At 64.2% G+C, this 22,718-nt stretch carries 31 protein-coding genes and 1 pseudogene; 17 read left to right on the forward strand and 15 right to left on the reverse strand.

Features of this window, described 5'->3' with window-relative positions; all coding sequences use genetic code 11:
- Positions 1-2: 2 nt before the first annotated feature.
- Together YU3_RS0130340 and YU3_RS0130345 are read left to right on the forward strand one after the other, a co-directional pair.
- The gene (locus tag YU3_RS0130340; RefSeq protein ID WP_027169737.1) at positions 3-890 is read left to right on the forward strand and encodes a branched-chain amino acid ABC transporter permease; all 888 of its coding nucleotides are present in this window, start codon (positions 3-5) and stop codon (positions 888-890) included.
- A gap of 1 nt (position 891) precedes the next feature.
- Positions 892-1,857 (forward strand): branched-chain amino acid ABC transporter permease, encoded by a 966-nt coding sequence (locus YU3_RS0130345; RefSeq protein WP_027169738.1) that lies wholly within the window; start codon positions 892-894, stop codon positions 1,855-1,857.
- 42 nt (positions 1,858-1,899) lie between these two features.
- Here the strand turns inward: YU3_RS0130345 and YU3_RS0130350 are convergent, their stop codons facing one another.
- Positions 1,900-2,592 (reverse strand): helix-turn-helix domain-containing protein, encoded by a 693-nt coding sequence (locus YU3_RS0130350; RefSeq protein WP_027169739.1) that lies wholly within the window; start codon positions 2,590-2,592, stop codon positions 1,900-1,902.
- A 176-nt stretch (positions 2,593-2,768) separates the two neighbouring features.
- Here YU3_RS0130350 and YU3_RS0130355 point away from each other — a divergent pair, with 176 nt between their 5' ends.
- Both YU3_RS0130355 and YU3_RS0130360 read left to right on the forward strand, forming a co-directional pair.
- The gene (locus tag YU3_RS0130355) at positions 2,769-3,095 is read left to right on the forward strand and encodes a DUF1330 domain-containing protein (protein WP_027169740.1); all 327 of its coding nucleotides are present in this window, start codon (positions 2,769-2,771) and stop codon (positions 3,093-3,095) included.
- Positions 3,096-3,210: 115 nt separating this feature from the next.
- On the forward strand, positions 3,211-3,747 hold the full coding sequence (locus YU3_RS0130360; RefSeq protein WP_198021747.1) for a hypothetical protein: 537 nt from the start codon (positions 3,211-3,213) through the stop codon (positions 3,745-3,747).
- A gap of 73 nt (positions 3,748-3,820) precedes the next feature.
- On the opposite strand, the gene YU3_RS0130365 is transcribed toward YU3_RS0130360, so the two are convergent.
- Entirely contained in the window at positions 3,821-4,294 is a 474-nt protein-coding gene (locus YU3_RS0130365) for an Lrp/AsnC family transcriptional regulator (RefSeq protein ID WP_027169742.1), read from the reverse strand.
- Positions 4,295-4,401: 107 nt separating this feature from the next.
- On the opposite strand from YU3_RS0130365, the gene YU3_RS0130370 reads away from it, so the two are divergent.
- From YU3_RS0130370 to YU3_RS0130395, 6 genes are all read left to right on the forward strand, one after another.
- Positions 4,402-5,604, forward strand: a complete 1,203-nt coding sequence (locus YU3_RS0130370; protein ID WP_027169743.1) for a diaminopropionate ammonia-lyase — start codon at positions 4,402-4,404, stop codon at positions 5,602-5,604.
- Complete coding sequence (locus YU3_RS0130375; RefSeq protein WP_027169744.1) at positions 5,601-6,836, forward strand: Zn-dependent hydrolase; 1,236 nt, start codon at positions 5,601-5,603, stop codon at positions 6,834-6,836. The genes YU3_RS0130370 and YU3_RS0130375 overlap by 4 nt, the downstream gene beginning before the upstream one ends.
- A 201-nt stretch (positions 6,837-7,037) precedes the next feature.
- Positions 7,038-8,234 (forward strand): diaminopropionate ammonia-lyase, encoded by a 1,197-nt coding sequence (locus tag YU3_RS0130380; RefSeq protein WP_027169745.1) that lies wholly within the window; start codon positions 7,038-7,040, stop codon positions 8,232-8,234.
- Between the two features lie 94 nt (positions 8,235-8,328).
- Positions 8,329-9,510: a M20 aminoacylase family protein gene (locus tag YU3_RS0130385; protein WP_027169746.1), complete on the forward strand. Its 1,182-nt coding sequence runs from the start codon at positions 8,329-8,331 to the stop codon at positions 9,508-9,510.
- 249 nt (positions 9,511-9,759) lie between these two features.
- Entirely contained in the window at positions 9,760-10,584 is an 825-nt protein-coding gene (locus tag YU3_RS38825) for an ankyrin repeat domain-containing protein (RefSeq protein WP_198021748.1), read from the forward strand.
- Between the two features lie 151 nt (positions 10,585-10,735).
- Positions 10,736-12,835 carry an EAL domain-containing protein gene (locus YU3_RS0130395; RefSeq protein WP_027169747.1) on the forward strand — a complete coding sequence of 700 codons (2,100 nt, stop codon included), beginning with the start codon at positions 10,736-10,738 and terminating at the stop codon, positions 12,833-12,835.
- Positions 12,836-12,861: 26 nt separating this feature from the next.
- Here the strand turns inward: YU3_RS0130395 and YU3_RS0130400 are convergent, their stop codons facing one another.
- Together YU3_RS0130400 and YU3_RS0130405 are read right to left on the reverse strand one after the other, a co-directional pair.
- On the reverse strand, positions 12,862-13,164 hold the full coding sequence (locus YU3_RS0130400; protein ID WP_027169748.1) for an AzlD family protein: 303 nt from the start codon (positions 13,162-13,164) through the stop codon (positions 12,862-12,864).
- Complete coding sequence (locus YU3_RS0130405; protein ID WP_027169749.1) at positions 13,161-13,904, reverse strand: AzlC family ABC transporter permease; 744 nt, start codon at positions 13,902-13,904, stop codon at positions 13,161-13,163. Before YU3_RS0130405 ends, YU3_RS0130400 begins: the two co-directional genes overlap by 4 nt.
- A gap of 170 nt (positions 13,905-14,074) precedes the next feature.
- Here YU3_RS0130405 and YU3_RS0130410 point away from each other — a divergent pair, with 170 nt between their 5' ends.
- Positions 14,075-14,533 carry an Lrp/AsnC family transcriptional regulator gene (locus YU3_RS0130410; protein WP_027169750.1) on the forward strand — a complete coding sequence of 153 codons (459 nt, stop codon included), beginning with the start codon at positions 14,075-14,077 and terminating at the stop codon, positions 14,531-14,533.
- 42 nt (positions 14,534-14,575) lie between these two features.
- Here the strand turns inward: YU3_RS0130410 and YU3_RS0130415 are convergent, their stop codons facing one another.
- The 5 genes and pseudogenes from YU3_RS0130415 to YU3_RS39890 form a co-directional block, all read right to left on the reverse strand.
- The gene (locus tag YU3_RS0130415; protein WP_027169751.1) at positions 14,576-14,890 is read right to left on the reverse strand and encodes a hypothetical protein; all 315 of its coding nucleotides are present in this window, start codon (positions 14,888-14,890) and stop codon (positions 14,576-14,578) included.
- 30 nt (positions 14,891-14,920) lie between these two features.
- A complete protein-coding gene (locus YU3_RS37815) occupies positions 14,921-15,139 on the reverse strand; it encodes a hypothetical protein (RefSeq protein ID WP_036259916.1) in 219 nt (72 codons plus the stop codon).
- A gap of 24 nt (positions 15,140-15,163) precedes the next feature.
- A complete protein-coding gene (locus YU3_RS41405) occupies positions 15,164-15,502 on the reverse strand; it encodes a hypothetical protein (protein ID WP_051334145.1) in 339 nt (112 codons plus the stop codon).
- The gene (locus YU3_RS40910; protein WP_156913645.1) at positions 15,493-15,651 is read right to left on the reverse strand and encodes a hypothetical protein; all 159 of its coding nucleotides are present in this window, start codon (positions 15,649-15,651) and stop codon (positions 15,493-15,495) included. The genes YU3_RS41405 and YU3_RS40910 overlap by 10 nt, the downstream gene beginning before the upstream one ends.
- 142 nt (positions 15,652-15,793) lie before the next feature.
- Positions 15,794-15,889: pseudogene (locus YU3_RS39890) on the reverse strand (KGG domain-containing protein); the annotation flags it as partial.
- A 435-nt stretch (positions 15,890-16,324) separates the two neighbouring features.
- Between YU3_RS39890 and YU3_RS0130435 the strand changes: the two are divergent.
- Positions 16,325-16,549 carry a hypothetical protein gene (locus tag YU3_RS0130435; protein ID WP_027169753.1) on the forward strand — a complete coding sequence of 75 codons (225 nt, stop codon included), beginning with the start codon at positions 16,325-16,327 and terminating at the stop codon, positions 16,547-16,549.
- Positions 16,550-16,627: 78 nt separating this feature from the next.
- Here the strand turns inward: YU3_RS0130435 and YU3_RS0130440 are convergent, their stop codons facing one another.
- From YU3_RS0130440 to YU3_RS0130455, 3 genes are all read right to left on the reverse strand, one after another.
- The gene (locus tag YU3_RS0130440) at positions 16,628-17,521 is read right to left on the reverse strand and encodes an alpha/beta hydrolase (RefSeq protein WP_027169754.1); all 894 of its coding nucleotides are present in this window, start codon (positions 17,519-17,521) and stop codon (positions 16,628-16,630) included.
- A gap of 33 nt (positions 17,522-17,554) precedes the next feature.
- Complete coding sequence (locus tag YU3_RS0130445) at positions 17,555-17,854, reverse strand: DUF982 domain-containing protein (protein ID WP_027169755.1); 300 nt, start codon at positions 17,852-17,854, stop codon at positions 17,555-17,557.
- Between the two features lie 317 nt (positions 17,855-18,171).
- On the reverse strand, positions 18,172-18,426 hold the full coding sequence (locus YU3_RS0130455; protein WP_027169756.1) for a hypothetical protein: 255 nt from the start codon (positions 18,424-18,426) through the stop codon (positions 18,172-18,174).
- Between the two features lie 16 nt (positions 18,427-18,442).
- Here YU3_RS0130455 and YU3_RS0130460 point away from each other — a divergent pair, with 16 nt between their 5' ends.
- Positions 18,443-18,748: a hypothetical protein gene (locus tag YU3_RS0130460; RefSeq protein WP_027169757.1), complete on the forward strand. Its 306-nt coding sequence runs from the start codon at positions 18,443-18,445 to the stop codon at positions 18,746-18,748.
- Between the two features lie 4 nt (positions 18,749-18,752).
- Here YU3_RS0130460 and YU3_RS0130465 read toward each other — a convergent pair whose 3' ends face one another.
- On the reverse strand, positions 18,753-18,938 hold the full coding sequence (locus YU3_RS0130465; protein WP_027169758.1) for a hypothetical protein: 186 nt from the start codon (positions 18,936-18,938) through the stop codon (positions 18,753-18,755).
- Between the two features lie 132 nt (positions 18,939-19,070).
- Positions 19,071-19,661 carry an NAD(P)H-dependent oxidoreductase gene (locus tag YU3_RS0130470; RefSeq protein WP_027169759.1) on the reverse strand — a complete coding sequence of 197 codons (591 nt, stop codon included), beginning with the start codon at positions 19,659-19,661 and terminating at the stop codon, positions 19,071-19,073.
- Positions 19,662-20,203: 542 nt separating this feature from the next.
- Here YU3_RS0130470 and YU3_RS0130475 point away from each other — a divergent pair.
- Together YU3_RS0130475 and YU3_RS0130480 are read left to right on the forward strand one after the other, a co-directional pair.
- Positions 20,204-20,413: a cold-shock protein gene (locus tag YU3_RS0130475; RefSeq protein ID WP_027169760.1), complete on the forward strand. Its 210-nt coding sequence runs from the start codon at positions 20,204-20,206 to the stop codon at positions 20,411-20,413.
- A gap of 105 nt (positions 20,414-20,518) precedes the next feature.
- Positions 20,519-20,740, forward strand: coding sequence for a hypothetical protein (locus YU3_RS0130480; protein WP_027169761.1), 222 nt, complete (start codon positions 20,519-20,521; stop codon positions 20,738-20,740).
- 36 nt (positions 20,741-20,776) lie between these two features.
- Here the strand turns inward: YU3_RS0130480 and YU3_RS38830 are convergent, their stop codons facing one another.
- Positions 20,777-21,112 carry a hypothetical protein gene (locus YU3_RS38830; RefSeq protein WP_051334147.1) on the reverse strand — a complete coding sequence of 112 codons (336 nt, stop codon included), beginning with the start codon at positions 21,110-21,112 and terminating at the stop codon, positions 20,777-20,779.
- A gap of 266 nt (positions 21,113-21,378) precedes the next feature.
- Between YU3_RS38830 and YU3_RS37830 the strand changes: the two genes are divergently transcribed.
- Positions 21,379-21,624 carry a hypothetical protein gene (locus YU3_RS37830; protein ID WP_051334150.1) on the forward strand — a complete coding sequence of 82 codons (246 nt, stop codon included), beginning with the start codon at positions 21,379-21,381 and terminating at the stop codon, positions 21,622-21,624.
- Positions 21,625-21,662: 38 nt separating this feature from the next.
- Positions 21,663-22,706 carry a PAS domain S-box protein gene (locus YU3_RS0130495; protein ID WP_051334151.1) on the forward strand — a complete coding sequence of 348 codons (1,044 nt, stop codon included), beginning with the start codon at positions 21,663-21,665 and terminating at the stop codon, positions 22,704-22,706.
- Positions 22,707-22,718: the final 12 nt, after the last annotated feature.

Consider the following 22,718-nt stretch of genomic DNA (forward strand, 5'->3'; position numbering starts at 1 on the left):
AAATGACCCTGATCTTCGGCATCCCCATCCAGGCCTTGCTCGGTCAGCTCCTGGTCGGCCTCATCAACGGCTCCTTCTACGCCATGCTCAGCCTCGGCCTTGCCGTCATCTTCGGCCTGCTGCGCATCATCAATTTCGCGCATGGCGCGCTCTATATGCTGGGCGCCTTCATCGGCTATCTGCTGCTGGTGCATCTGGGCATCGGCTACTGGCCGGCGCTGGTCCTTGTGCCGCTTATCGTCGGCCTGTTCGGCATTGTGGTGGAACGCCTTGCTTTGTCACGGCTCTACCGTCTCGATCCCCTCTATGGTCTGCTCTTCACCTTCGGCCTCGCCTTGGTCATCGAAGGCGTGTTCCGCTATTATTACGGCGTTTCCGGCAACCCATACGCGGTGCCTGCGCTGCTTGCCGGCGGCACCAATCTTGGCTTCATGTTCCTGCCCAATTATCGCGGCTGGGTGGTGGTAGCCTCGCTCATCGTCTGCATCGGCACCTGGCTGCTGATCGAGAAGACCAGGCTCGGCTCGTATCTGCGCGCCGCGACCGAGAATCCGGAGCTGGTGCAGGCCTTCGGCGTCAACGTGCCGCTGCTCTTGACGCTCACCTACGGGCTGGGCGCGGCCCTTGCGGGCCTCGCCGGCATTCTTGCCGCTCCGGTCTACCAGGTCAGCCCGCTGATGGGCTCGGACCTCATCATCGTCGTCTTCGCCGTCGTCGTGGTCGGCGGCATGGGCTCGATCCTCGGCGCCATCGTCACCGGCTACATGCTCGGTCTCGCCGAGGGCCTGACCAAGGTCTTCTATCCCGAGGCCTCGAACCTCGTCGTCTTCGTCATCATGGCGGTCGTGCTGCTCCTGCGCCCGGCCGGCCTGTTCGGAAGGGACGCCTGAGATGAGCGAGGCCACCCTTCATCAGGAACGCGCCGCTGCCGCCATCAGGCTCGAACGGGCGCTGGTGGCGCTCGGCATCGTGGCGCTGATCGCGGCACCCTTCGTCGTCTACCCGATCTTCGTCATGAAGATGCTTTGCTTCGCGCTGTTCGCCTGCGCCTTCAACCTCTTGCTCGGCTACACCGGGCTGCTCTCCTTCGGCCACGCAGCCTTCTTCGGCGGCGCCGCCTATTTCTGCGCTTATGCGGTGAAAGCCTGGGGCTGGCCGCCCGAGGCCGGCATCCTGCTCGGCACCGCCGGTGCCGCATGCATGGGCCTCGTCATGGGGTTCCTCGCCATCCGCCGGCAAGGCATCTATTTCTCGATGATCACGCTGGCGCTGGCGCAGATGTTCTATTTCTTCTGCGTCCAGGCGCCCTTCACCGAAGGCGAGGACGGCATCCAAGGCGTTGCGCGCGGACATCTCTTCGGCGTCATCGATCTCGGCGTCACCATGAACATGTACTTCTTCGTGCTCGCGGTCTTCCTGGTCGGCGTCTTCGCCATCTGGCGCATCGTCAACTCGCCCTTCGGCATGATCCTGCGCTCGATCCGCGAGAACGAGAACCGCGCCATTTCGCTCGGCTATTCCGTCGGCCGCTACAAGCTCGCCGCCTTCGTCATGTCGGCGGCCCTTGCCGGCTTTGCCGGCGCCACCAAGGCGATCGTTTTCCAGTTCGCCACGCTCACCGACGTCACCTGGCAGATGTCGGGCGAGGTGATCCTGATGACGCTGCTTGGCGGCATCGGCACCATGGTCGGCCCGGCCGTCGGCGCGGGCCTGGTCGTCGGGCTGGAGAACACGCTGGCGACGTCCGGCTTTCCCGTAACCATCGCCACCGGGTTGATCTTCATGGTCTGCGTGCTGGTCTTCCGGCGCGGCATTGTCGGTGAGATCTACGCGCGGTGGCTGGCGCGGGCGGAGTGAGCGCAACGGGGATCTCCCCCTTGCGGGGGATTAGCAGCAGTCCTACGCCGCGCGCTTGGGTTCCACCGCGAACGGGCTGAGCCCCAGCCATGTCTGCATCTTCCTGCCGATGGCCTTGTCGCCGGTCAGAGCGACCTTCGCGCCAGCCTTCTCGACGGTGAGCAGCCCCATCCAGATCGCCGTCATTGTGTGCAGGTCGGTCGAGACGTAGAGGTCGACCGCGAAGCCTGGATCGTACCAGCACAGGTCGACCTCGCCATGCTTCTCGACGATCAGCCACCACGAGCGTTTCGACGCCGGCAGGTCCTGATACAGGAATTGTATCACCGTTCGCCCTTCGGGCAGTGGTGTAGGGTTCAAATTGCGCCGCATGTCCCACATCAGCAGCGACGGATCGAGGTTCTTCAACGACAGCCGCGACTCGACCCACTTCTGTCCCCAGAAGCCCATGGCCTCGACCACTGGGCGCAAATCCCGCCCTGCTTCGGTGAGCCTGTATTCGAAGATTCCCTTCTCGCCGGGCACTTCCTTGCGCTCGACGATGCCCGCTATTTCGAGCTCCTTCAGCCGTTGCGACAGAAGGGTTGGCGACATCTTCGGCACGCCGCGGCGCAGGTCGTTGAAGCGGGTCGAACCCGCCACCAGCTCGCGCATCAGCACCATCGTCCAGCGGGTGCACAGCACCTCGGCGGCCATCGATAGCGGGCAGAACTGCTTGTATCCGTGCTGGGTCATGAACGGTGTCTCTCCCTCGAAGCTGGACCGAACATTAGTCCTTCATGATTGAGGCGGCGAGTACAGAAACTGTACCGGGCCAGTACAGATCGCGGACTGGCTGGTACTGGCCCTGTCATGCGAGCCCTTTGGCCGATGCACGGGATACCCCTGTGCGCCGAACCAGGAGACTAACCATGACCGCTTACCTTATCGCAGACATCAAGGTGAAAGACCCGAAATGGATACCGGACTATGCCGCTACCGTGCACGACCTCGTTCACAAGCATGGCGGACGGTACCTGGCGCGCAGCGGCAATGTGAAGACGGTTGAGGGCAAGCCGCTCGACACCACGCTGATCGCGCTGATGGCCTTCCCGTCGGAAACAGCGGCTCGCGCCTTCACCGACGATCCGGCCTATGCGCCCTTCGTGTCGGCCCGCCGGGGCGGCAGCGACAGCCGATTCCAGTTGATCGACAACACCGATCTGGCCGGAACGATTTCATACTTGCCGAAGGGATGATCGGCGGCCGCCGCATCGTACCCGGGATCATCAAGCACAAACAGCCGCGGCGCTTGCCCGTCGCGCCGCCGTATTTTCGGCGGCCGGCCAGCCGGGCTTTTTCAGGAAGAACGCAATGAACATGACACCAAACTTTTGGAACAGGCTGCTCGTGGCAGCGGCAGCGCTGTCGGCCTGCGCGACCCTCGCTCAGGCGCATCAGGACGCGGCTGCGTCCGTGTCCGGCGACAGTCCGCTGGCCGGCAAGGTGCGGGAGGCCAACAGCAGGTTTCTCGACGTGAAGGCAGCGACCGCCGAGGGCTATGCGCCCATTCCCTGCGCCAGCGGCATCACCGGCGGCGCCATGGGCATCCACTACGTCAACGGCCAGTATCTGAAGGATGACAAGATCGACATCGCCCGTCCCGAAGCGGTCATGTACGAGCCGATGGCGGATGGCACGATGAAGCTGGTCGCGGTCGAATACATCGCCTCTAAGGGTCCGGCATCGCTCGACGGCCAGCTGTTCAACTTCAACAGCGCGCCCAACCGCTACGGCCTGGGCGAGTTCTATGAGCTGCATGTCTGGGCCTGGAAAGGCAACCCGACCGGCACCTTCGCCGACATGAACCCGAAAGTGTCGTGCGAACACGCGCCGGCGCCGACCCAGTAACTGGTGGCGAAAGCTGAGGTGCAATCCAATCTCCCCCTCGTGGGCGGAGATTGGACCCTTCGGCGCCTCGCCATCACCCCACCGGCACTTCCAGCCCGACCTTCACGCGGTCCATCGCCACAAACGTGCGAAACCTTTTGACGTTGTTGTTCTCGAAGAACAGCCGCCTCGTCAGCGCCTCGTAGTCGGCCATAGTCGCCACGGTGACGACGAGGATGAAATCGGCCTCGCCGGTGACGTAGTAGCACTGCTGCACCTCCGGCACCGCGGCGAAGCCGCGCTTGGCGGCGTCGATCAGCTCGGCGCGTTCGCTCTCGACCTCCACCTCGACGAAGATCGTGATCGGGTGGCCGACCCGGGCCGGATCGACCAGCGCGACATTGGCGCGGATGACGCCGGTCTCCTCCATGCGCTTGATGCGCCGCTGCACGGCCGGCGCCGACAGGTTCACCCTCTCGCCGATCGTGCGCTGCGGCGTGGCGTTGTCCTTCTGCAGGATGGAAAGGATGGCGCGGTCGAAGGCGTCGAGGTCGGGCGAAGCGGACATGGCTGCGTTCCAAACGAAACAAACTTGCATTGGAGATGGCAAAATAGAGCGCCTTTCTTGCTCGCTGTGCAATAAATATCAGCCATCAAGACGGAGAAAGCCGATCCATGTTCCTGCTCAACCACCTCCCGGATCATCGCCAGCCGCTGACGAAGGAAGACGCCGCGACGCTTGGGCTCGCCGGCGCCGAGGAGGCCGGGCGCTTCCTTGCCGCGCGTGACAACCATGCCGAGACGCCGCTGCACGCCTTGCCGGCGCTGGCCGGCGAGCTCGGCGTCGGCGCGCTCCACATCAAGGACGAGGGCAAGCGCCTCGGCCTCGGCAGCTTCAAGGCGCTGGGCGGCGCCTATGCCGTTATGCATCTGGTGCTGGAGGAGGCAGGCAGGCGGCTCGGCCGCTCCGTCGAGGTCAAGGAACTGCATAGCCCTGACGTGAAGGCGATCGCCGCCGGCATGATTTTCGCCTGCGCCACCGACGGCAATCATGGACGCTCGGTGGCGCAGGGCGCCGGCCTTGTCGGCGCGCGCTCGGTCATCTTCGTCCATTCGGGCGTCAGCAACGAACGCGTGGCGGCGATCGCCCGCTTCGGCGCCGAGATCATGCGCGTCGCGGGCGATTACGACCAGTCGGTCCGGGAAGCCGCCCGCGTCGCCGCCGAGCGCCGCTGGACCGTCGTCTCCGACACATCCTGGCCGGGCTACGAACGCATACCGGGGCTGGTGATGCAGGGCTATACTGTGATCGTGCGCGAAGCGCTGAAGCGCTTGCCTGAGCCGCCCACCCATGTCTTCCTGCAGGCCGGCGTCGGCGGTTTCGCCGCGGCGGTCGCCGGCCATCTCGCCATCGCACTTGGCCAGCATCGCCCGAAGGCAATCGTGGTCGAGCCCGCGCGGGCGGCGTGCGTCTACGCCACCGCGAAGGCCGGGCGTCCAATCGCCATAGCGCACAGCAAGCCCACGGTGATGGCGATGCTCGAATGCTACGAGCCGTCCTTGGTCGCCTGGCGCGTGCTGTCGCGGCTCGGAGATGCTTTCATGACCGTGGACGAAGAAGATGCCGTCGCGGTGATGAACCGCCTGGCGCGGCCTTCAGGCAATGATCCGGCGATCGTCTCCGGCGAGAGCGGCGGGGCAGGGCTCGCCGGGCTGATCCGCGCTGCTGGCGACAAGAAGATGCGGGCGGCGCTTGGCCTTGATGCGGGCTCCCGCGTGCTTATCGTCAACTCCGAAGGCGCGACCGACCCGGGCCGCTATGTCGAGCTGGTCGGGATGGCGCCGGAAGAGGTTGCACAAGCGAGGCAGCCGGCATGAGCAATCTGACGATCAACGCTGAGCGTCTTCTAGGCCGCATCCAAGAACTCGGCGGAATCGGCCGCGACGCGCAAGGCCGGCTCGTGCGCGTCGCCGCTTCCGACATGGACCGACTCGGCCGCGACCGCCTCGTCGGCTGGCTGGAGGAGGCAGGGCTCGAGGTCGCCATCGACCGTATCGGCAACATTTTTGGCATCTGGAAGGATGGCGCCAACGAAAGCCAGGCGCCGCTCATGCTCGGCTCGCATGTCGACACGGTGATCGATGCCGGCATCTATGACGGCTGCTATGGCGTGCTTGCCGGCCTCGAAGCGATCGAGAGCTTGAAAGAGGCCGGCTTCGTGCCGGGCCGCCCGGTCGTGGTCGCGGCCTTCACCAATGAGGAGGGCGTGCGCTATTCTCCCGATATGATGGGCTCTCTGGTCTTTGCCGGCGGCCGCGACCTCGAGGAGGCGTTGGCCTCGGTCGGCACCGACGGCTCGGTGCTGGGCAAGGAACTGGAGCGTATCGGCTATGCCGGCAAGCACGAGCCCGGCTTCCTCAAGCCGCATGCCTATGTCGAGTTGCATGTCGAGCAGGGACCGGTGCTCGAGCGCGAGGGCATCGCCATCGGCGCGGTCGAAAACCTGCAGGGCATTTCCTGGCAGCGCATAACGATCGACGGCGAGGCCAACCATGCCGGCACCACGCCGATGTCTATGCGCCGCGATGCCGGCGTCGCCGCGGCGCGGGTGATCGCCTTCCTCGCGGACCGCGCCGGCGCCTCGCCGACACGGACGGTCGCGACCGTCGGCACCATCGCCTTCGAGCCCAATGCCATCAACGTCATTCCGTCGCGGGCGACCTTCACCATCGACCTCCGGGACCCCGACGAAATCCATCTTCGCGAAGAGGAAGCAGCACTCGCCGCCTTCCTCGACAACCTTTCCGCAAACACCGGCATCACGATCCATGCCGAAAGCCTGGCGCGTTTCGAGCCGGTGACCTTCGATGCCCGCATCGTCTCGCTGATCGAGGATGGCGCCAGGGCCGCCGGTCTCTCCTGCCGGCGCATGACCTCTGGCGCCGGCCACGACGCCCAGATGATCGCGCGCATCGCGCCGTCGGCGATGATCTTCGTGCCGAGCCGGGGCGGTATCAGCCATAACCCGGCCGAGTTCACCGCCGCCGGCGAACTGGTTGCCGGCGCCAACATCCTGCTCGGCGTCGCCGCCAGGCTGGCGGCTGACTGATTGCTGGGACGACGCGAATGGGCATCGACGGCACGATGCTGCCAAGAAAAATACCACCAAAAATAGTCATGTTGGCGGTCTCGAGGAGATACTGGCGAACATTCGGCGACATCTGATCGAAACAAAAATCAATCACTTAGCTGAATTAAGGCGCCGGAATCGCGCCGCCAACGCAGTCCAGTGCCTCGCAGGAAGAATAGCATGCTGCTCATCAACCAACGTCCCGAACACAACCAGCAATTGGTTGCTGCCGATGCCGAGTCCCTCGGCATGGCGGGAGGCGAGCGGGCCGAGCACTATCTCAAGGCGCGCGACAACCATGCCGAGACACCGCTGCACGCCTTGCCGGCGCTGGCCGCTGAACTCGGCATTGCGGCACTTCATGTCAAGGATGAGGGCCAGCGTCTTGGCCTTGGCTCCTTCAAGGCGCTGGGCGGCGCCTATGCCGTCATCCGGCTGGTGCTGGAGGAGGCCAGCAAGCGCCTCGGCCGCGACGTCGATGTCGGCGAGATCGGCGAGCCAAGAGTGCGCGAGATCGCCTCCGGCATGATCTTCGTCTGCGCCACCGATGGCAACCATGGCCGTTCGGTCGCGCAGGGCGCCGGCCTGGTCGGCGCGCGTTCGGTGATCTTCGTCCATGCCGGCGTAAGCCGCGAGCGTGTCGCTGCCATTGCCCGCTTCGGCGCCGAGATCGTCGAGGTCGAGGGCGGCTATGATCATGCCGTGCGCGAAGTCGCCCGCGTCGGCGCCGAGCGCGGCTGGAAGATCGTCTCCAACACCTCCTGGCTGGGCTACGAGCGCGTCCCCGGCCTTGTCATGCAGGGCTATACGGTGATCGTGCGCGAGGCGCTGCGGCGCTTGGCCAAGCCGCCCACCCATATCTTCCTGCAGGCCGGCGTCGGCGGCTTCGCGGCGGCCATGGCCGGCCATATGGCGATTATGCTTGGCTCGAGGCGGCCAAAAGCCGTGGTGGTCGAGCCGAAGCGCTCGGCTTGCGTCTACGCTTCGGTCCAGGCCGGACGTCCGGTATCGATCGCACACCAGCAGCCGACCGTCATGACGATGCTCGAATGCGCCGAGCCGTCCCTCGTCGCCTGGCGCGTGCTGTCGCGCGTCGGCGATGCCTTTATGACGGTGGACGAAGAGGATGCGGTCGCGGTGATGAAGCGGCTGGCACGGCCCTCGGGCCATGATCCGGCGATCGTCTCCGGCGAGAGCGGCGGGGCAGGGCTCGCCGGACTGATCCGCGCGGCAGGTGACAAGCCTGTGCGGGCAACACTCGGTCTCGACACCCGTTCGCGCGTGCTCGTCATCAACTCGGAAGGAGCGACCGATCCCGGCCGCTATGCCGAGCTGGTCGGCGTCGCCCCGGACGAGGTGCTCATGCAGATTGCCTGAAGCAATTCCGGCAAAGGGCAACTGTCAGGCGCGGCGACTTCGCCGTAGCTTTCCGTCCGCAATTGCGCGAGCTCAAGGAGATGGAGGGCGACCGATGGCCAAACTCGACCAGCAGGCACTGCACCGTGAGATGACGGTGTGGCGGCACGATCTCCACGCCCATCCCGAATTTGGCTTCGAGGAAGAGCGCACCGCCACCTTCGTTGCCGCGAAGTTGCGGGAGTTCGGGCTGGAGGTCGCCGAGGGCATCGGCGGCACCGGCGTCGTTGGCACGCTGACCCGAGGCAGCGGCAACCGCGCCGTCGCGTTGCGCGCCGACATGGATGCGCTGCGCATCGCCGAGCAGGGCACCGCGCCTTATCGCTCGCGGACGCCCGGCACCATGCATGCCTGCGGCCATGACGGCCACACATCGATGCTGCTCGGCGCAGCCAAGCTGCTGGCGAGCGAAGGCGGCTTCGACGGCACGGTGCGCTTCATCTTCCAGCCGGCCGAGGAATGGGGCAGGGGCGCGCTGGCGATGCTGGAGGACGGGTTGCTGGAGCGCTTTCCCTTCGAGGAGATTTTCGGGCTGCACAACATGCCGGGCCTGCCAGTTGGCCATTTCGAGAGCCGGAGCGGCCCGGTCATGTCGGCCGAGGACAATTTCGAGATCATGCTCAAAGGCCTCGGCGGCCACGCTGCGCGGCCACACGCCGGGCAGGAGACGATGGTCGCCGCCTGCGCGCTGGTGGTCAATTTGCAGACCATCGTCTCGCGCCGCCTGAGCCCGGCCGATATCGGCGTCGTCTCGGTCACCGAGCTCATCACCGACGGCACCCGCAATGCGCTGCCGGGCATGGCGCGCATCCTCGGCGACTGCCGCAGTTTCCGGCCTGAGGTGAGTGCCGCGATCGAGAGGGAAATGCGCCGCATCGCCGAAGGCACGGCGCAAGCTTATAACGTCGCGGCTGAATTAACCTACACCCGCGAGTTCGTGCCCTTGATCAATGATGCCACGCTTGTCGACGAAGCACTTGCGGCAGCCCGTGCGGTGCTGGCCGACGATGCCGTTGGGATCGCGGCCGACGACGCTGTTCGCGTCGCGGCTGAGCCGATGACGGCGTCGGAGGATTTCGCCCGCTTCCTCGACCATGTGCCTGGATGTTTCGTCTTCATGGGCAATGGCGAGACCGCGCCGCTGCACAACCCGGCTTACGACTTCAACGACGAAGCCCTGCTGCACGGCGCGCGGTTTCATGCGGCGGTGGTGAGGCGGCGGCTGGCTTCAGGTTGAAGGGAGCCGCGATTGGCGAAGGCCTGAGCGGCGTGGTCTCATCCGATGCCAAGGCGAGGTCGCGATCGTTATATCAGCGTATACTAAATTTCAGCTTTGAGTTAGATTGAAGGTCGATCTTGTTGAGTGCCCCGGGACGAGGCCGTGGGCAGCCTCAGGGAGGATACAATGATCGAGCGGGGACGCGTATGGGCGAGACGGGCTTCGTGGGCGCTTTGGCTTCTCGCTCTCCCCGCCCAGGCAAGCAGCTTGGGTGATCTGGTCAAGGGAGGCGACGTCGCGGCCGTGACTTCCGCTTTGGACCAAGGCGCCGAAGTCAACGAAATCGACGGAGTTACGGCGCTCTACATCGCCTGCGAAGGCGGAAACGTCGAGCTGGTCGGACTTCTGATCAAGCATGGGGCGGACGTTAACCTGCCAGTCAGTTGGCAGAGAACGCCACTCTACGCCGCCAACAAGGGTGGGCACGCTGACATCGTCAAGCTGTTGCTCGACAACGGGGCCGATCCAAATCAATTGGCGAAATCGCAGGCGCCCCTGCACGTGGCTGCCGAAAATGGCTGCCTTCAATGCGTCATCCATCTTGTGGACGCCGGGGCAGAGGTCAACGCACTGACATCGAATGGAAATCCGCCCATACATTTGGCCAAGCTTGGTGGTCACGACGACGTCGTGGCTTACTTGCGCAGTCATGGCGCCGCACGACCAGCCATTGCGCCGATTTCGGCACGACTTGCATCGGCAAATGCTCAATCGGGCAAGGAAATTTACGACAGCACGTGCGGGGCCTGTCATCTTTCGCCGGAGGTCAGGGTTCCCAAAAAGGTCAGTCTGTGGGGCATCGTGGGGCGCCAGAAGGGTTCACAAAGCGACGTCCAGTATTCGTCGGCTCTAAAGGACGCAGTTGGCAATTGGACCTTCGAGGAGCTCAACCTTTTCATCTCGAATCCCGCGCTCACTTTGCCTGGAACAGACATGTCTTTCGCGGGTCTGCGGGACGAGAACAAGCGAGCGGACCTCATCGCCTACCTGCGGACCTTGAGTGACGCGCCATTGCCGCTTCCCGACAATTGATTGCCGCTGTCGGCAGGTCCTGTGATCCGCCAATTCACTTGCAGCGGCGACGCACGACGTGCGGCCGGAGGCTGCGGCGTGTTATGCCCCGGTAACTTTTTCTTCTCTGCTTTCGTGCAGTATTGCCGGGACGGGACGGCAAGAACAAAGAATGGCGGACGACGATAAACGCAACGGCAAGTTCTGGGCGATGGCGCTTGACCGCGCTCATCTGGGCCTATGGGACTGGAATCTGTCGACCGGCGATTGCTACTATTCGCCGACCTGGTCGAAAATGCTGGGCTACGAGCCGCATGAACTCGCCAACACGTCCGATCTCTGGCTGAAACTTACCCATCCCGACGACCGCCAGCGCGCGCAGGAGAGCGGCGATCGGCACATTGCGGGTATCGTCGATTCCATCGAGACGGAATTGCGCCTGCGCCACAAGGACGGCCATTGGGTCTGGGTGCTCGACCGCGGCGGCATTGTCGAGCGCGACGCCGCGGGCCGCCCGGTACGGCTGATGGGCGTGCAGACCGACATTACCCGGCAGAAAGAAGCCGAGGCAGAGCTCGAGCAGGTCAATATCCGCTTCCGCCTGGCGATTGCCGCCAGCGGCACCGGCATCTGGCATCACGACATCGGCACCCGGAAAAGCTATTGGGATGCGCGCACCCGCGAGATATTCGGCCTCGTTGCCGATACCGATGAAGTGACGGCCGAGCTCTGGCACACCTACCTTCACCCCGACGACAAGGACGCCACCGAGCGGGCCCATCAGATCGCGCCCGGCTCGAACAGCGTCGTCGCCTCGCAATACCGCATCGTCCTGCGTGACGGCCAGGTCCGCCATGTCGAGTCGCTGGTGCGCTTTATCGCCGGTGTCGGTTCGGCCGGTCAGATCCTGGGCACCGTGCGCGACATAACCGACGAAAAGCAGCGCGCCGAGGAACTGGCCTACGCCGCGCGCCACGACGCGCTGACCGGGCTGCTCAACCGCTCGGCCTTCGACCGGCTGCTCGCCGAAAACATCGCCATGGCCGAGCGCCTGCCGCTTGCCGTCTTTTATGTCGACCTCGACTACTTCAAGGCGCTCAACGACTATGCCGGCCATGCCGCCGGCGACCTGGCGCTGAAGAGCGTCGCGGCGGGCATCCTCGCCAGCCTGCCCGCGTCGGCGCATGCCGCTCGCCTCGGCGGCGACGAATTCGCGCTGTTGGTGCCGAACTGCAATGAGGCCTGCGCCGAGCACCTTGCCCGGGCCGTGCTCACCGCCGTGCGCGATGCCGATCTCGGTTCGGCGGTCACCTCGCGCAGGCTTGCCGCCAGCATCGGCATCGCCTTCGTGCGCGACCGCAACATGAGCGTGGCCGACGCGCTCGCCTGCGCCGACGATGCCTGTTACGTCGCCAAGGCCGGCGGCCGCGGCCGCTTCGCCGTGTTCTCGCCGGAAACGACGTCGGGCGCCGGCGGCCTCAACGCCGCGCGGCTGGCCGCCGACCTGGTCGATGCGATGGAGGACGGCCGGCTGAAGCTGTTCGGCCAGGAGATCCACCGGCTCGGCCAGCCATGGCAAGACAACCGCCATGTCGAGGTGCTGGCCAGGCTCGAGGCCCGCAACGGCAAGATGATCCCGCCCGGCGATTTCATGCCGGTCGCCGAACGCTTCGGCCTTGCCGCGAGGCTCGACCGCTGGATCATCCGCACCGCGCTGACGCGCCATGGCGAGGCGATGCGCGCGGGCGCCATCTCGCTCGACTTCAACCTGTCGGCGCAGACGCTTTCCGATCCGCAGCTCTGGGATTTCGTCGACGAGACCATCGCCGACAGCGGCGCGCCGCCATCGGCCGTCGGCTTCGAGATCACCGAGACCGCCGCCGTCACCAATTTCGATGCCGCGGCGGAATTCGTGCGCAAGGCCCGGCTGCGCCATTGCCGCGTCAGCCTCGACGATTTCGGCGCCGGCATGAGCTCCTTCGAATATCTCAGGCGCTTCCCCATCGACGCCATCAAGATCGACGGCTCCTTCGTCGAGCACATCGCCGAAAGCCGCTTCGACCGCGAGATCGTCTCGGCGATCGTCGGCATTGCCCGCTCGATGGGCGCCGCGGTGGTGGCCGAGAAGGTCGAGGAAAAGAACGCGCTGGAAATCCTCGTGGGCATGGGCGTCGCCTTTGGCCAGGGTTACTTCCTGCACCGCCCCGAGCCGCTGGAAGCGATCGTGGCGCGGGCGACGACCGGCGGCACGCTGGGTATGCGGGCGGGCTGATACTTTCGATCTCCTCCACAGGCAGATCAGCCACCCATCAGCCACCGCAACGTGCCCGCCGAAGCCACCCCGATCACCACCGTCGGCAGCATCGGAAGCCTCGTCGCGGCAAGCACGGTGATGGCCAAAGCGGCGAGGTCGGCCGGGTTCTTCGAGACGAAGTCCGGCGCGATCACCGAGATCAGCACGCAGCCGGGTGCGGCTTCCATCACCGCGGTGGCGCGGGGCCCGAGCGTGCGGTTCCTCAGCACGACATAGCCGCCGATGCGGGTGAGGTACGTCACGCCGGCCATCGCCAGTATGGCGAGCACGGTCATCGGATCGATCATTTCTCACCTGCCAGGAACCACGCGGCCACCAGGCCGGAAAGCGCGCCGGCCGCCACATACCAGGCGCCGGGCACGACGAGATAGGTAAGCGCCGCCACCGCCAGGCTGACCAGCCAGGGACGCGCCGCGGCAAAGCCCTTCCACATGCCGCTGAGCAGCACCAGGAAGACGGCCGGGAACGCCATGGCGAAGCCGTATGTCTCGACGTTTCCAAGCACCGGGCCGAGTGCGGCACCGCAGGTCGTGAACGCGACCCAGGCGAGGTAGAAGGGCAGGGCGGCGCCGAGATAATAGGCCAGGCTGAAGGCCGGTCGCATGCCGGCGGAAGCCCGGCGTTGGGCATCCGCCAGGCCGACGGCCCAGCTCTCGTCGCACATCAAAAACAGCGCCGGAAAAACCTGGCGCTTCGGCAAATGGTTGATGAACGGCGCAAGCGCCGCGCCCATCAGGAAATGCCGGCTGTTGATCAGCAAGGTGATGGCGGCGATCAGAAGGATGTGCGGTGGCGAGCTCCAGAGCCGGATCGCGGCGAATTCCGAGCCGCCGGCGAAGTTGAGGCCGGTCATCAGCGGCACCTCGCCGACGGACAGGCCCTTCTGCGCGGCTTGCGCGCCAAGCACCAGCGCATAGGGGACGATGCCGAGCAGCACCGGCGTCGAGGCGGCGAGCCCGCGTCGGAACTCGGCGCCCCGCCCGTTGGCGGTCGGGCCCTCGGCGAGGGCGATCTCGGAAACGCTCATGGCTTTGCCTTCGGCTGGCCTCGCGGCCGCCTTTCTCCCGGTCGGTTGCGGGGTTGTCGGTCGCCGGACCATAGCCGAAACACCCGGCAATCGGGTTGCGAAGATGCGCCGTTTCTGCCAGAATTTGGCATCCGATGTCGCAATCAGGAAAAAGATTGGAATTCGAAGCTATGAAGCTGGATGACATCGACAGACGCATCCTGCGCGCCCTGCAGCGCGACGGGCGCATGGCCAACAATGATCTGGCGAAGGAGGTCGGCCTGTCGCCATCGCCCTGCCTGCGCCGTGTCAAGCTGCTGGAGGAAGCCGGCGTCATCGACCGCTATGTCGCGGTGCTCAACCCGGCCAAGATCGGACGTGGCCAGACCTTCTTCACCCGCATCTGGCTGAAGCAGCAGGACGAGGACACGATCGAGCATTTCGCCGCCGAGGTGGCGAAATTCCCGGAAGTGATGGAGTGCTATCTGATGCTGGGCGACTGCGACGCAATGGTGCGGATCGTGGCCGCCGGCATCGATGACTACCGCCGCTTCCAGTCGGAGCATCTGAGCCGCATCAAGGGCGTGCAGAACGTCAAGACGGATGTGCCCAGCCAGACAATCAAGCAGACGTCCGAAATGCCGCTGTAGGATTCTTTCCTTCTCCCGCAAGGGGAGAAGGGAAGGCCATCACTAATGCGCGTGGCTCTCATTCTGCTTGCGCGTCGCCGCCGCCTTCTTGGCCGAGGCCGAGCGCTCGGTCGCGGATCGCTCGCCCGACGCCTTGCCGCCCATCCTGCCGCCCTTGTGCGCGGCCGGATTGCCGGTGTGCTTGCCGCGGCCGGAGCCGCCTTCCTTCTTGCCGCCGGCATCGTCCTTGTTGATGGTCGCCCAGGCGCGCCGCTCGGCTTCCTTTTCGGAAACGCCGCGCTTCTCGTAACCTTCGGCGATATGGTCGGCCTTGCGTTCCTGCTTGTCGGTGTATTTCGATTTGTCGCCGCGTGGCATGGTTTCGTCTCCTTGATCGTTGGAAAGCCGTCAGCTTTCCGCCTTCATGATCCGCGCGATCCTCAAAAGCTTGTCGCGGTCATGTCCGTGCTCTTGGATCAGCTCGCGCGCCTGCTTGGGCGATAGGTCGCTGTTCTCGGCCAGGAACCACACGTCGGGATCGTCGCCACCCTTGGTCGGCAGGTTGCCGCCGGGCGGCGCATGAGCGGCGCCCGGACGATGCGGGATCTTGCCTTTTGCCTGGGTCATCGCAGGCCTCCTTCGATTTCCAAATCAGCTTGCCGGCTTCTTGCGGCGTGCTTCCTTCTTGCGGCGCAGCACCTCGTCGGTGCCGACGATGTTCTTCGAGCCGCCGGTGATCGCTGTCGAAACCACGGCCGGCGGATCGCTTGCCGGAAAACTGTCCTCGAGGCCGGATTGCAGTTGCTCTTCCAGCGTGCCCGGATCCTCCGAACGGCCTTCAGTGCGCCGCTCGTCGATCTCTTCCAAATCGTGCCTGGCGTCGGGATGCTCGCGCACGTTGCGCAACGTGGACACGACGAGCTCGACCGCGAATTCCTTCATCGCTTCGGCCTGCGGGGCGCTTACGTCGGTTTCCTCGATCAGCCGCACCAGGATCGTTCGAGCTTGTCCAGTCCGCGCATGCCTTGGCCGCGCGCCAGTTTTTGCGCCAACGAATGGATGAGCAAGGGACCGAAGATCGAATAGGCCTGCATGCGGGTCTCGTCGACGCGTTCGAGATGAAGTGTATGCAGGGACATCGGTGCCTCCGTTGAACATCCTGCGGCGTTGGCTGCCTTAGGAGAACTGGAGGACAGGGAAGAGGTTCCATCGCGGGTTGGATCGCGCGACGGTGGAAAATGGCGTCCGTGATCGGCACGGACGCCATTTTTGAACTCATCGCTGGCCACCCTTGCGGCCGGCTTCCGAGGCGCGTTGGCGGTCTTCGGCGAAGTTGCCGCTGCCGCCCCGATGCTGGCCGGCATTCTGCTGGCCCATGTTGCGGTTCTCGGCCTGCTGCTGTCCGCTCCCGCGATGCTGGTCGTCGCGGTTCTTATGGCTCTGCTGGCCGGCCTTGACGTGCTGTTCGTGGTTTCCGCCTTGATTGGGCATATGGAGTTCTCCGTTGCTTGGGATTTTCCTTGAGGGTGAATTCAAGGACGCGTTCGACATCCTTGAGTAAGGGGAACAGGTGCCGGCAATCGATGTTCCGGCCGAAACATTTCGTGACTCAGACTGAAGTCCCACTTGGCGGACGCATTGGGCTGGCTTGTGCAACCAATATGCTTTTTGCGAATTGGTGGGCGGCCGACGAGAAAGCCCCCTCCATCGCCGGCCATCCCGGGTGTCCGCCGATAGCCCCCCGCGCAATTGCGGCGGGCACCCATATCAACAACAAGAAGGCCGTGACCGGCTTCGGAGCGAGACGACGTTTTGACCTATATCTCTGCAAAACACGCCCGGCAGGATGCCGAAGGCCATCCTGCCAACGACAACAACCGTGCCACCCTTGCCGATCTTTCGTTCCTCGATATCATCAACGACGAGGACGAGGTCGCCGACATTGCCAGGCGCGCCGAGCGTTTGGGCCATGCCACGCTCATTGTTATGGCTATCGGCTTGGCGGCCTTGCCGCTGCTTTGCCTGCTGCTTGTGTGAGCCAGGCCAGCCAGGCGCTTGGCTGGTAGGCTAGCCAGGCGCTTGGCTGGCCGGCGCGATCTTCCGCAAAGGTCGTTTCTACCTTCCGGAAAAGAAAGCGTCGAGCGTGGCCGCGGTTTCGATCGGCGACTCCTCCGGAAAGAAGTGACCGCCGGGCATTGCTCCGCCGCTGGCATCGTCGGCCCAGTTCCGCCATACGCCGAGCGGCCCGCCTTCGTCCCGGTACCATTCGGCAAGCGCGCCGTGCTCGCTCCATAGCGCCAGCAACGGACAGGCTATGCGCCGGCCAGCCGCCTGGTCCTCACGATCGTGCTCGCGGTCGAGGGAGGCCGCCGCGCGATACTCTTCGCAGATCGCGTGGATATGCGCCGGGTCGCGCAGCGCATCGATATAAGCCTGTCGCACGCCGGGTGGGAAAACGTCGGGCGCGGACCCCCAGCCGGAAAGCGCATCGTCGACAACCGCTTCCGCGCCGGCCGCCAGCATCGTCTCCGGCAGCGGTTCGGGTTGCGCCAGCAGGGACCACGGCCAGTAGCCGAGCGCCAGCCTTGCATCGGCGCGATCCCAGGCCTCACCGGTCGGGACGATGTCGAGCACCGCAACCTTCTCGACGCGGTCCGGATGGTCCAGCGCCAGCCGGTAGGCGACACGCCCGCCGCGATCATGGCCGGCGACCAGGAAGCGCCTGAAGCCCAACGTCTCCATCAGCACCACGAGGTCGGCGGCCATGGCGCGCTTGGCATAGGGCGCATGATCGGCGCTCGAGGGCGGGCAGGAGCTTTGCCCATAGCCGCGCAAATCGGCGCAGATAACGGTGAAATCCCGCGCCAGGCTGGGCGCCACGTCGCGCCACATCACATGTGTCTCCGGAAAACCGTGCAGCAAAAGCAGGCCTGGACCGTTGCCGGCGCGGCGGGCGAAGATCCTTGCTGCGCCGGTGTCGATCTTGCTGGCGTCGAAATCCACAAACATGTTCGCCTCCGGGCGGCTGGAATGGACCACGGCCTAGCTGCGCGGCGCCTTGGAGCGCGACCACAACTGGTCGAGCATGGCGAGGGCGGCACTTGGACCGGCAGGCTTGAGCAGGCCCTGTTGCGCGGCGGCCTTCTTGAAGGCGGCGAAGGCAATCGCCGGCCGGCAGGTGCCAGTTATCGCGTCATCCACCAGCCGGGCCGCTTCGAGATAGGCCGGCGCCTCCTTGTTTTTCCAGGTGCCGTCGAGCGCCTTTCTGGCCTCGGCGATGGTGGTGACCACCATGGTGCCGCCGCCGACAAAACGGATGGTGAGCGGTAAAAAACGGCTCATCGGTCTTTCACCATCCGGCCCATTCGCGTGCGCCAGGCCAAGCCGGCAAAGGGCGCGGCCGTATTAATGGCGGCGGCGAGAACGAAAGCGGGCTGTTCATGCGCAAGGATTTCATAGTGCATCACAAGATTGGAATGGCCCTAAAACGATGATTTCGTCAGTCGGTTGCATCCGGCCGGCCGGTCCGAGGTTACAAGTCTGAGGCTACATTATGCTCGCGGGCCGGGCCGGCGGCGCCGGCCGATGCGGCGGACGCGAACGTCCTTGGGACTCCCCTCGAGAGTCCCCCCAAGGTTAGCACCGCGGCCGGGCGGCATTTAACTTTGATGGATGTATGTGCGGGCACCGGGGCGGAGTGCGGCAAACCGGGTCCAACCTTTTCCGTCGGCATGCGTTGTCCTGTGAAAGGAGTCCACCATGGCGACCAGCAGAACAAAATCCGGCACGGCCAGGAAATCAGACACCGTGCAGACGGCGCGCGGGCAGCGCGCCGTGAGCGCAAGGTCGATGCCGCCGATCGCCGCGAACCGAAGGCTAAGTCGCCGGGCGCCATGCAGGCCGGCGCGCGCCACCCAAGAGGAGGATCCCATGAAGAAAGCGCTTCTCATTGCGGCCTTCACACTGATCCCGGCGCTGCCGGCGGCGGCCCAGGCCGCCCAGCAGCCGGAGGATCAGCAGACGCAGAACTGCCAGGCCAAGCCCGACGCCAACGACCAGCAGCAGAAACAGAAGCAGCAGGCCGATACGGATGAACTGTCGAAACAGCTTGGCAATTGCGGCGGCGTGCTGAAGCCGCCGCCAACCGGCGACCAGAACGCGAGGACCCCGCCGCCGACCGGCAACGACATGCCGGTGATCAAGCCGGGCGAGGTGGCGCCGCAGACGGGTCAATGAAGGGTCAGTGCTTGCGCTTCTCGCCCTCGGCGGGCTTGACCGCTGGCGACCTGTGGGCCTCGCGTATCATCTGCAATGCCTCGTCGCGGGTGAGGCCGCATTTGCGGGCAAAATAAGCCGCCTCGTGGATCTCGGCGGGGGAGGCCGCCGCGATGTCGGAAGTACCCTGTCTATCTTTCTTCTTGGCCATCGGTTCACCGTGCCATGAATCACTTAGTCAGCTAATTATATCTCCATTGTCTGTCATTGCAAATTCTGGGGAATCCGCCTCACCGTCGATCGAGCCGCGTCTGGCGAACTACCGCAATTCCGATGAACCTGTTCAAAATCGCTCGAACCGCTGCTCCACTTTGCGGGCGAACCTTTCCCGCTTCTCTTTGGAGGTGCTTTCCACCGAGTATTTCGACAAATACAGGTGGTTCTCCGTGCGCCCGCACATGGACTTCAATCCGCGCAAAAGCACCTTTCTGCCCGGGTCCTGCATATAGAGCCTGGTGTACCACCACGGCGAGCCGCAGGTGGTGACCACTCCCATCCGGCGGATGTTCAAAAGCGCCGGTTTGATGGTGCCGCCGTCCGTCGGCAGCTCGAAAGCAACGCCCGGGCGCCACACCCGGTCGAAATATCCCTTAAGCACGGCGGGCATGCCCGACCACCATGTCGGGAAGCAGAACACGCACGCTTCGGCCCATTTCAACGCATCGACATAGACCTCCAGATCCGTCGGCGCGAGCGACAGGTCGGCGTGCCCCTTCAGCTCCGCGGACTGCATGACCGGATCGAACTTCATGGCATAAAGATCGAAGTCAACGACCTCGTCGCCTCTGGCCCTCAGAACCTCCACGATGCGCCGATGAAGCGACGCTAGGTAGCTGTCCTCTGCCGGATGCGCATAGACGACATTGACCTTCATCGCCTGCCCCACGCGCCTCTGATCTACCTTGAGGCTAGTTGAATGCCGTCGGTTTGCCTAGGCTTGAGCGGGGATTGCCGGCTTCATGCGCCACGGGCAAAAATGCGGCCGGAACCATCGCGCCAGCCCCGGGTTGTGCTCAGCGGGCCGCGTCAGCCGGACCTGGTGGCAAAGAGAACAGGGCTGGTTTCTCCGGCTTCACGCCCTGGCCAACGAAACGGCAGTCGAGCTCTTGTCCCACCCGGCCCGCTCCGCTGGTCGAACTTTCCCGCGGGGTCATTGTCGGTGAGGTTGCCCTAAGGTTCCTTAGTTTCGGCAGGTGGCTTGCGCCGCCCGGGAACCTGCGCTTTCGGAAGTATTATCCGCGAAACCCTTGCCGATGGCGAAATTAAGCGCTATATGTTCGAAATCGATCTTGCTGAACGAACGTTGTTTCCGCGCAAATTTGCGCTCTTACGATCTTCCATCTCAATTTCGAAGATTGCGTCGCTTGGCAGTTGCTAGGCGCGTGTAATTTTGCGTCGATTTGTAAGGAGATCGCAATGACTACTGGAACCGTGAAGTTTTTCAATTCCACCAAGGGTTTCGGCTTTATCGAGCAGGGCGGCGGCCAGCCGGACGTGTTCGTTCACATCTCGGCCGTGGAGCGCGCGGGAATGCGCTCGCTCGTCGAAGGCCAGAAGGTCAGCTTCGACGTCGTGAAGGACGCCCGCAGCGGCAAAAGCTCGGCAGAGAATCTGCAAGCCGCCTGATCACAGCGCCTCGGGGTCCCTGACCACGGATGTACTGGCATCGGCCGTAAAGGCGCATTGGAGAAGGTCGGGCTTGCCCGGCCTTTTTTGATTTGAGGAGAAGAAATGAAGTCCCTACCGGATACCAATCTGTTCAAGCCAGCCCAATCCCGGACGGAAGCCAAGACCGACGCTACTTCTCGCGTCGCGCGGCAGATACTGGACCTGGAAGCCAAGGCTAGGGCCGCCAAGACGGAACGGTTGCGCGCGGCCAGGCTGGCGCAGGAGCCCGAAGCCCCCGCCGTTGCGCCGAAGAAATCAGTTAAGAAGCGCCAGAAGAACGCGTAAAGCCAGGGCCGGCGTTTCGCCAGAGCTGGCGTTCGGCTATTCGTGGTTCAATTGCAGCAGATCGCCGGCGGTATCGCCGCCATGCGTACGCTTGCCCAGCATTTTATCCAGATCGCTGCGGGTGTCGCGGCTGCTCAAGGGCAGATCGAGCGCCGCCTGGGTCTGGTCGTCGAACTCGATCGGCGCGCCGTAAAGCTGCGCGATCTGCATCACCAGGGTTTCGATGTCTTCCCGGGCGATGTTCTCGCCGAGGTTTTTCAGCCTGATTTGCTCCGACAACCCGACGATGTTGATGATGCCGTTTGCCCGCATGGCCTCGTGGACCCTGCAATAGGCGCCGTCCCGCAACTTCTTCGAAAACCTCTGGAACATCAAACCCTCCTTCCGCGGAGTGTTTGTCCCTTCACGAGAGAATGCGCCCAAGGCGCGCCACTGGCAATACAAAAATCATTAAATCAATAAATAAATCAGTTAGTTAGCATAATATACCAAATGCAGTTTCTACGCATCCTTAGCAAGGTTAGGCTGAGAGCCTGTTCGCTAATCACGCACCCTTGACGCCTTATGCACCGTTTCCTATTTCTACTCATTGTGAGGTACATACTCATTCGTAGCGTTTGTCTTTGATGGAGGCAAAAGTGGCGGAGTTGGAGCGGCCGCAGCGGCTGCAGATCATGTTGACCGACGAAGAGCTTGCGGCATTGGAGAATTGGCGTTTCGAAAAGCGCATGCCGAGCCGCTCGGCGGCGGTGCGTGAATTGTTGCGCCGTGGACTGGCGTCGGAAGGGTTCCTGACCGCCGAGACCGGCGCAAAGTCGCAGGATTTCGGCGTGCTGCCGTCGCCGCACAAAGAGGAGCCTGAGCACTCCTCGAGCGGCGGCTAGGCATTTGCTTTGTCTCGGAAGCGCGCTACCTCATGCTGATGAGGAAATCCGGGGGGCAAGAAAGGGAAGACGCGAACGCCGATGCGCGTCTCGCGGCCATTGTTGATTCTTCCTACGACGCCATCATCAGCAAAGATCTCCAAAGCGTCATTGTCAGTTGGAACCATGCAGCCGAGCGCATGTTCGGTTTCAGCGCCGAGGAGGCTGTCGGTCAATCGATCCTGATGCTGATGCCCGAGCATCTGAGGAGCGAAGAGAACGACATTATCGGCCGCATCCGCCGGGGCGAAGGTGTGGCGAGCTTCGACACGACGCGAAGGCGCAAGGACGGCTCGCTGATTGCCGTTTCCCTGACCGTGTCGCCGATCAGGAACCGATATGACGAGATTGTCGGTGCCTCCACCATCGCCCGCGACATCAGCGCCGCCAAGGAAAGCGAGCGCCGCATCCGGCTCCTGATGCGCGAGGTCAACCATCGTGTGAAGAACCAGTTCGCGGTGATCCTGTCGATGGTCAGGGAAACCAGCAAGCGCTCGGCCGACCCCGGCGAGTTCGAGGAGCTTATCCGTTCGCGTATCATGGCGTTGTCGCGCTCGCATGACCTTCTGGTCACCTCGGAATGGGCCGGCGCCAGCCTGTTCGACCTCATCCAGGAGCATCTGAAGCCCTTCGGCCATGAGGAGCGCATCTCGCTTTCCGGGCCGCTTCTGACGCTGCAGTCCAATGCGGTGCAGAATCTCGGCATGGCCTTCCATGAGCTTGGCACCAACTCGTCCAAATATGGCGCGCTGGCCGCCGGCGGCGGCCGTGTCGAGATCACCTGGAAGGTCGAGACGGGCCCGGATGCGCAGCGGCGCTTTCATCTTCTCTGGCACGAGACATCCGCCGGCGCCGCGCAGAAGACGACCGAGCGCAAGGGGTTCGGCACCGTGGTGCTGCAGCGGGTGGCGCCGCAGTCGCTGAGCGGCTCCTCCAGCCTGGAACGTTCGCCCGACGGCATGAAGTGGGAGCTTGACGCGCCGCTCGAGGCAATCGTCGTGCCGCAGCTCGGCGCCGAGAATGGCAGCGATTTCAACGGCTGAGCCACCTGCGCG

The sequence above is a fragment of the Mesorhizobium sp. WSM3224 genome (assembly GCF_000427725.1).
Taxonomy (GTDB): domain Bacteria; phylum Pseudomonadota; class Alphaproteobacteria; order Rhizobiales; family Rhizobiaceae; genus Mesorhizobium.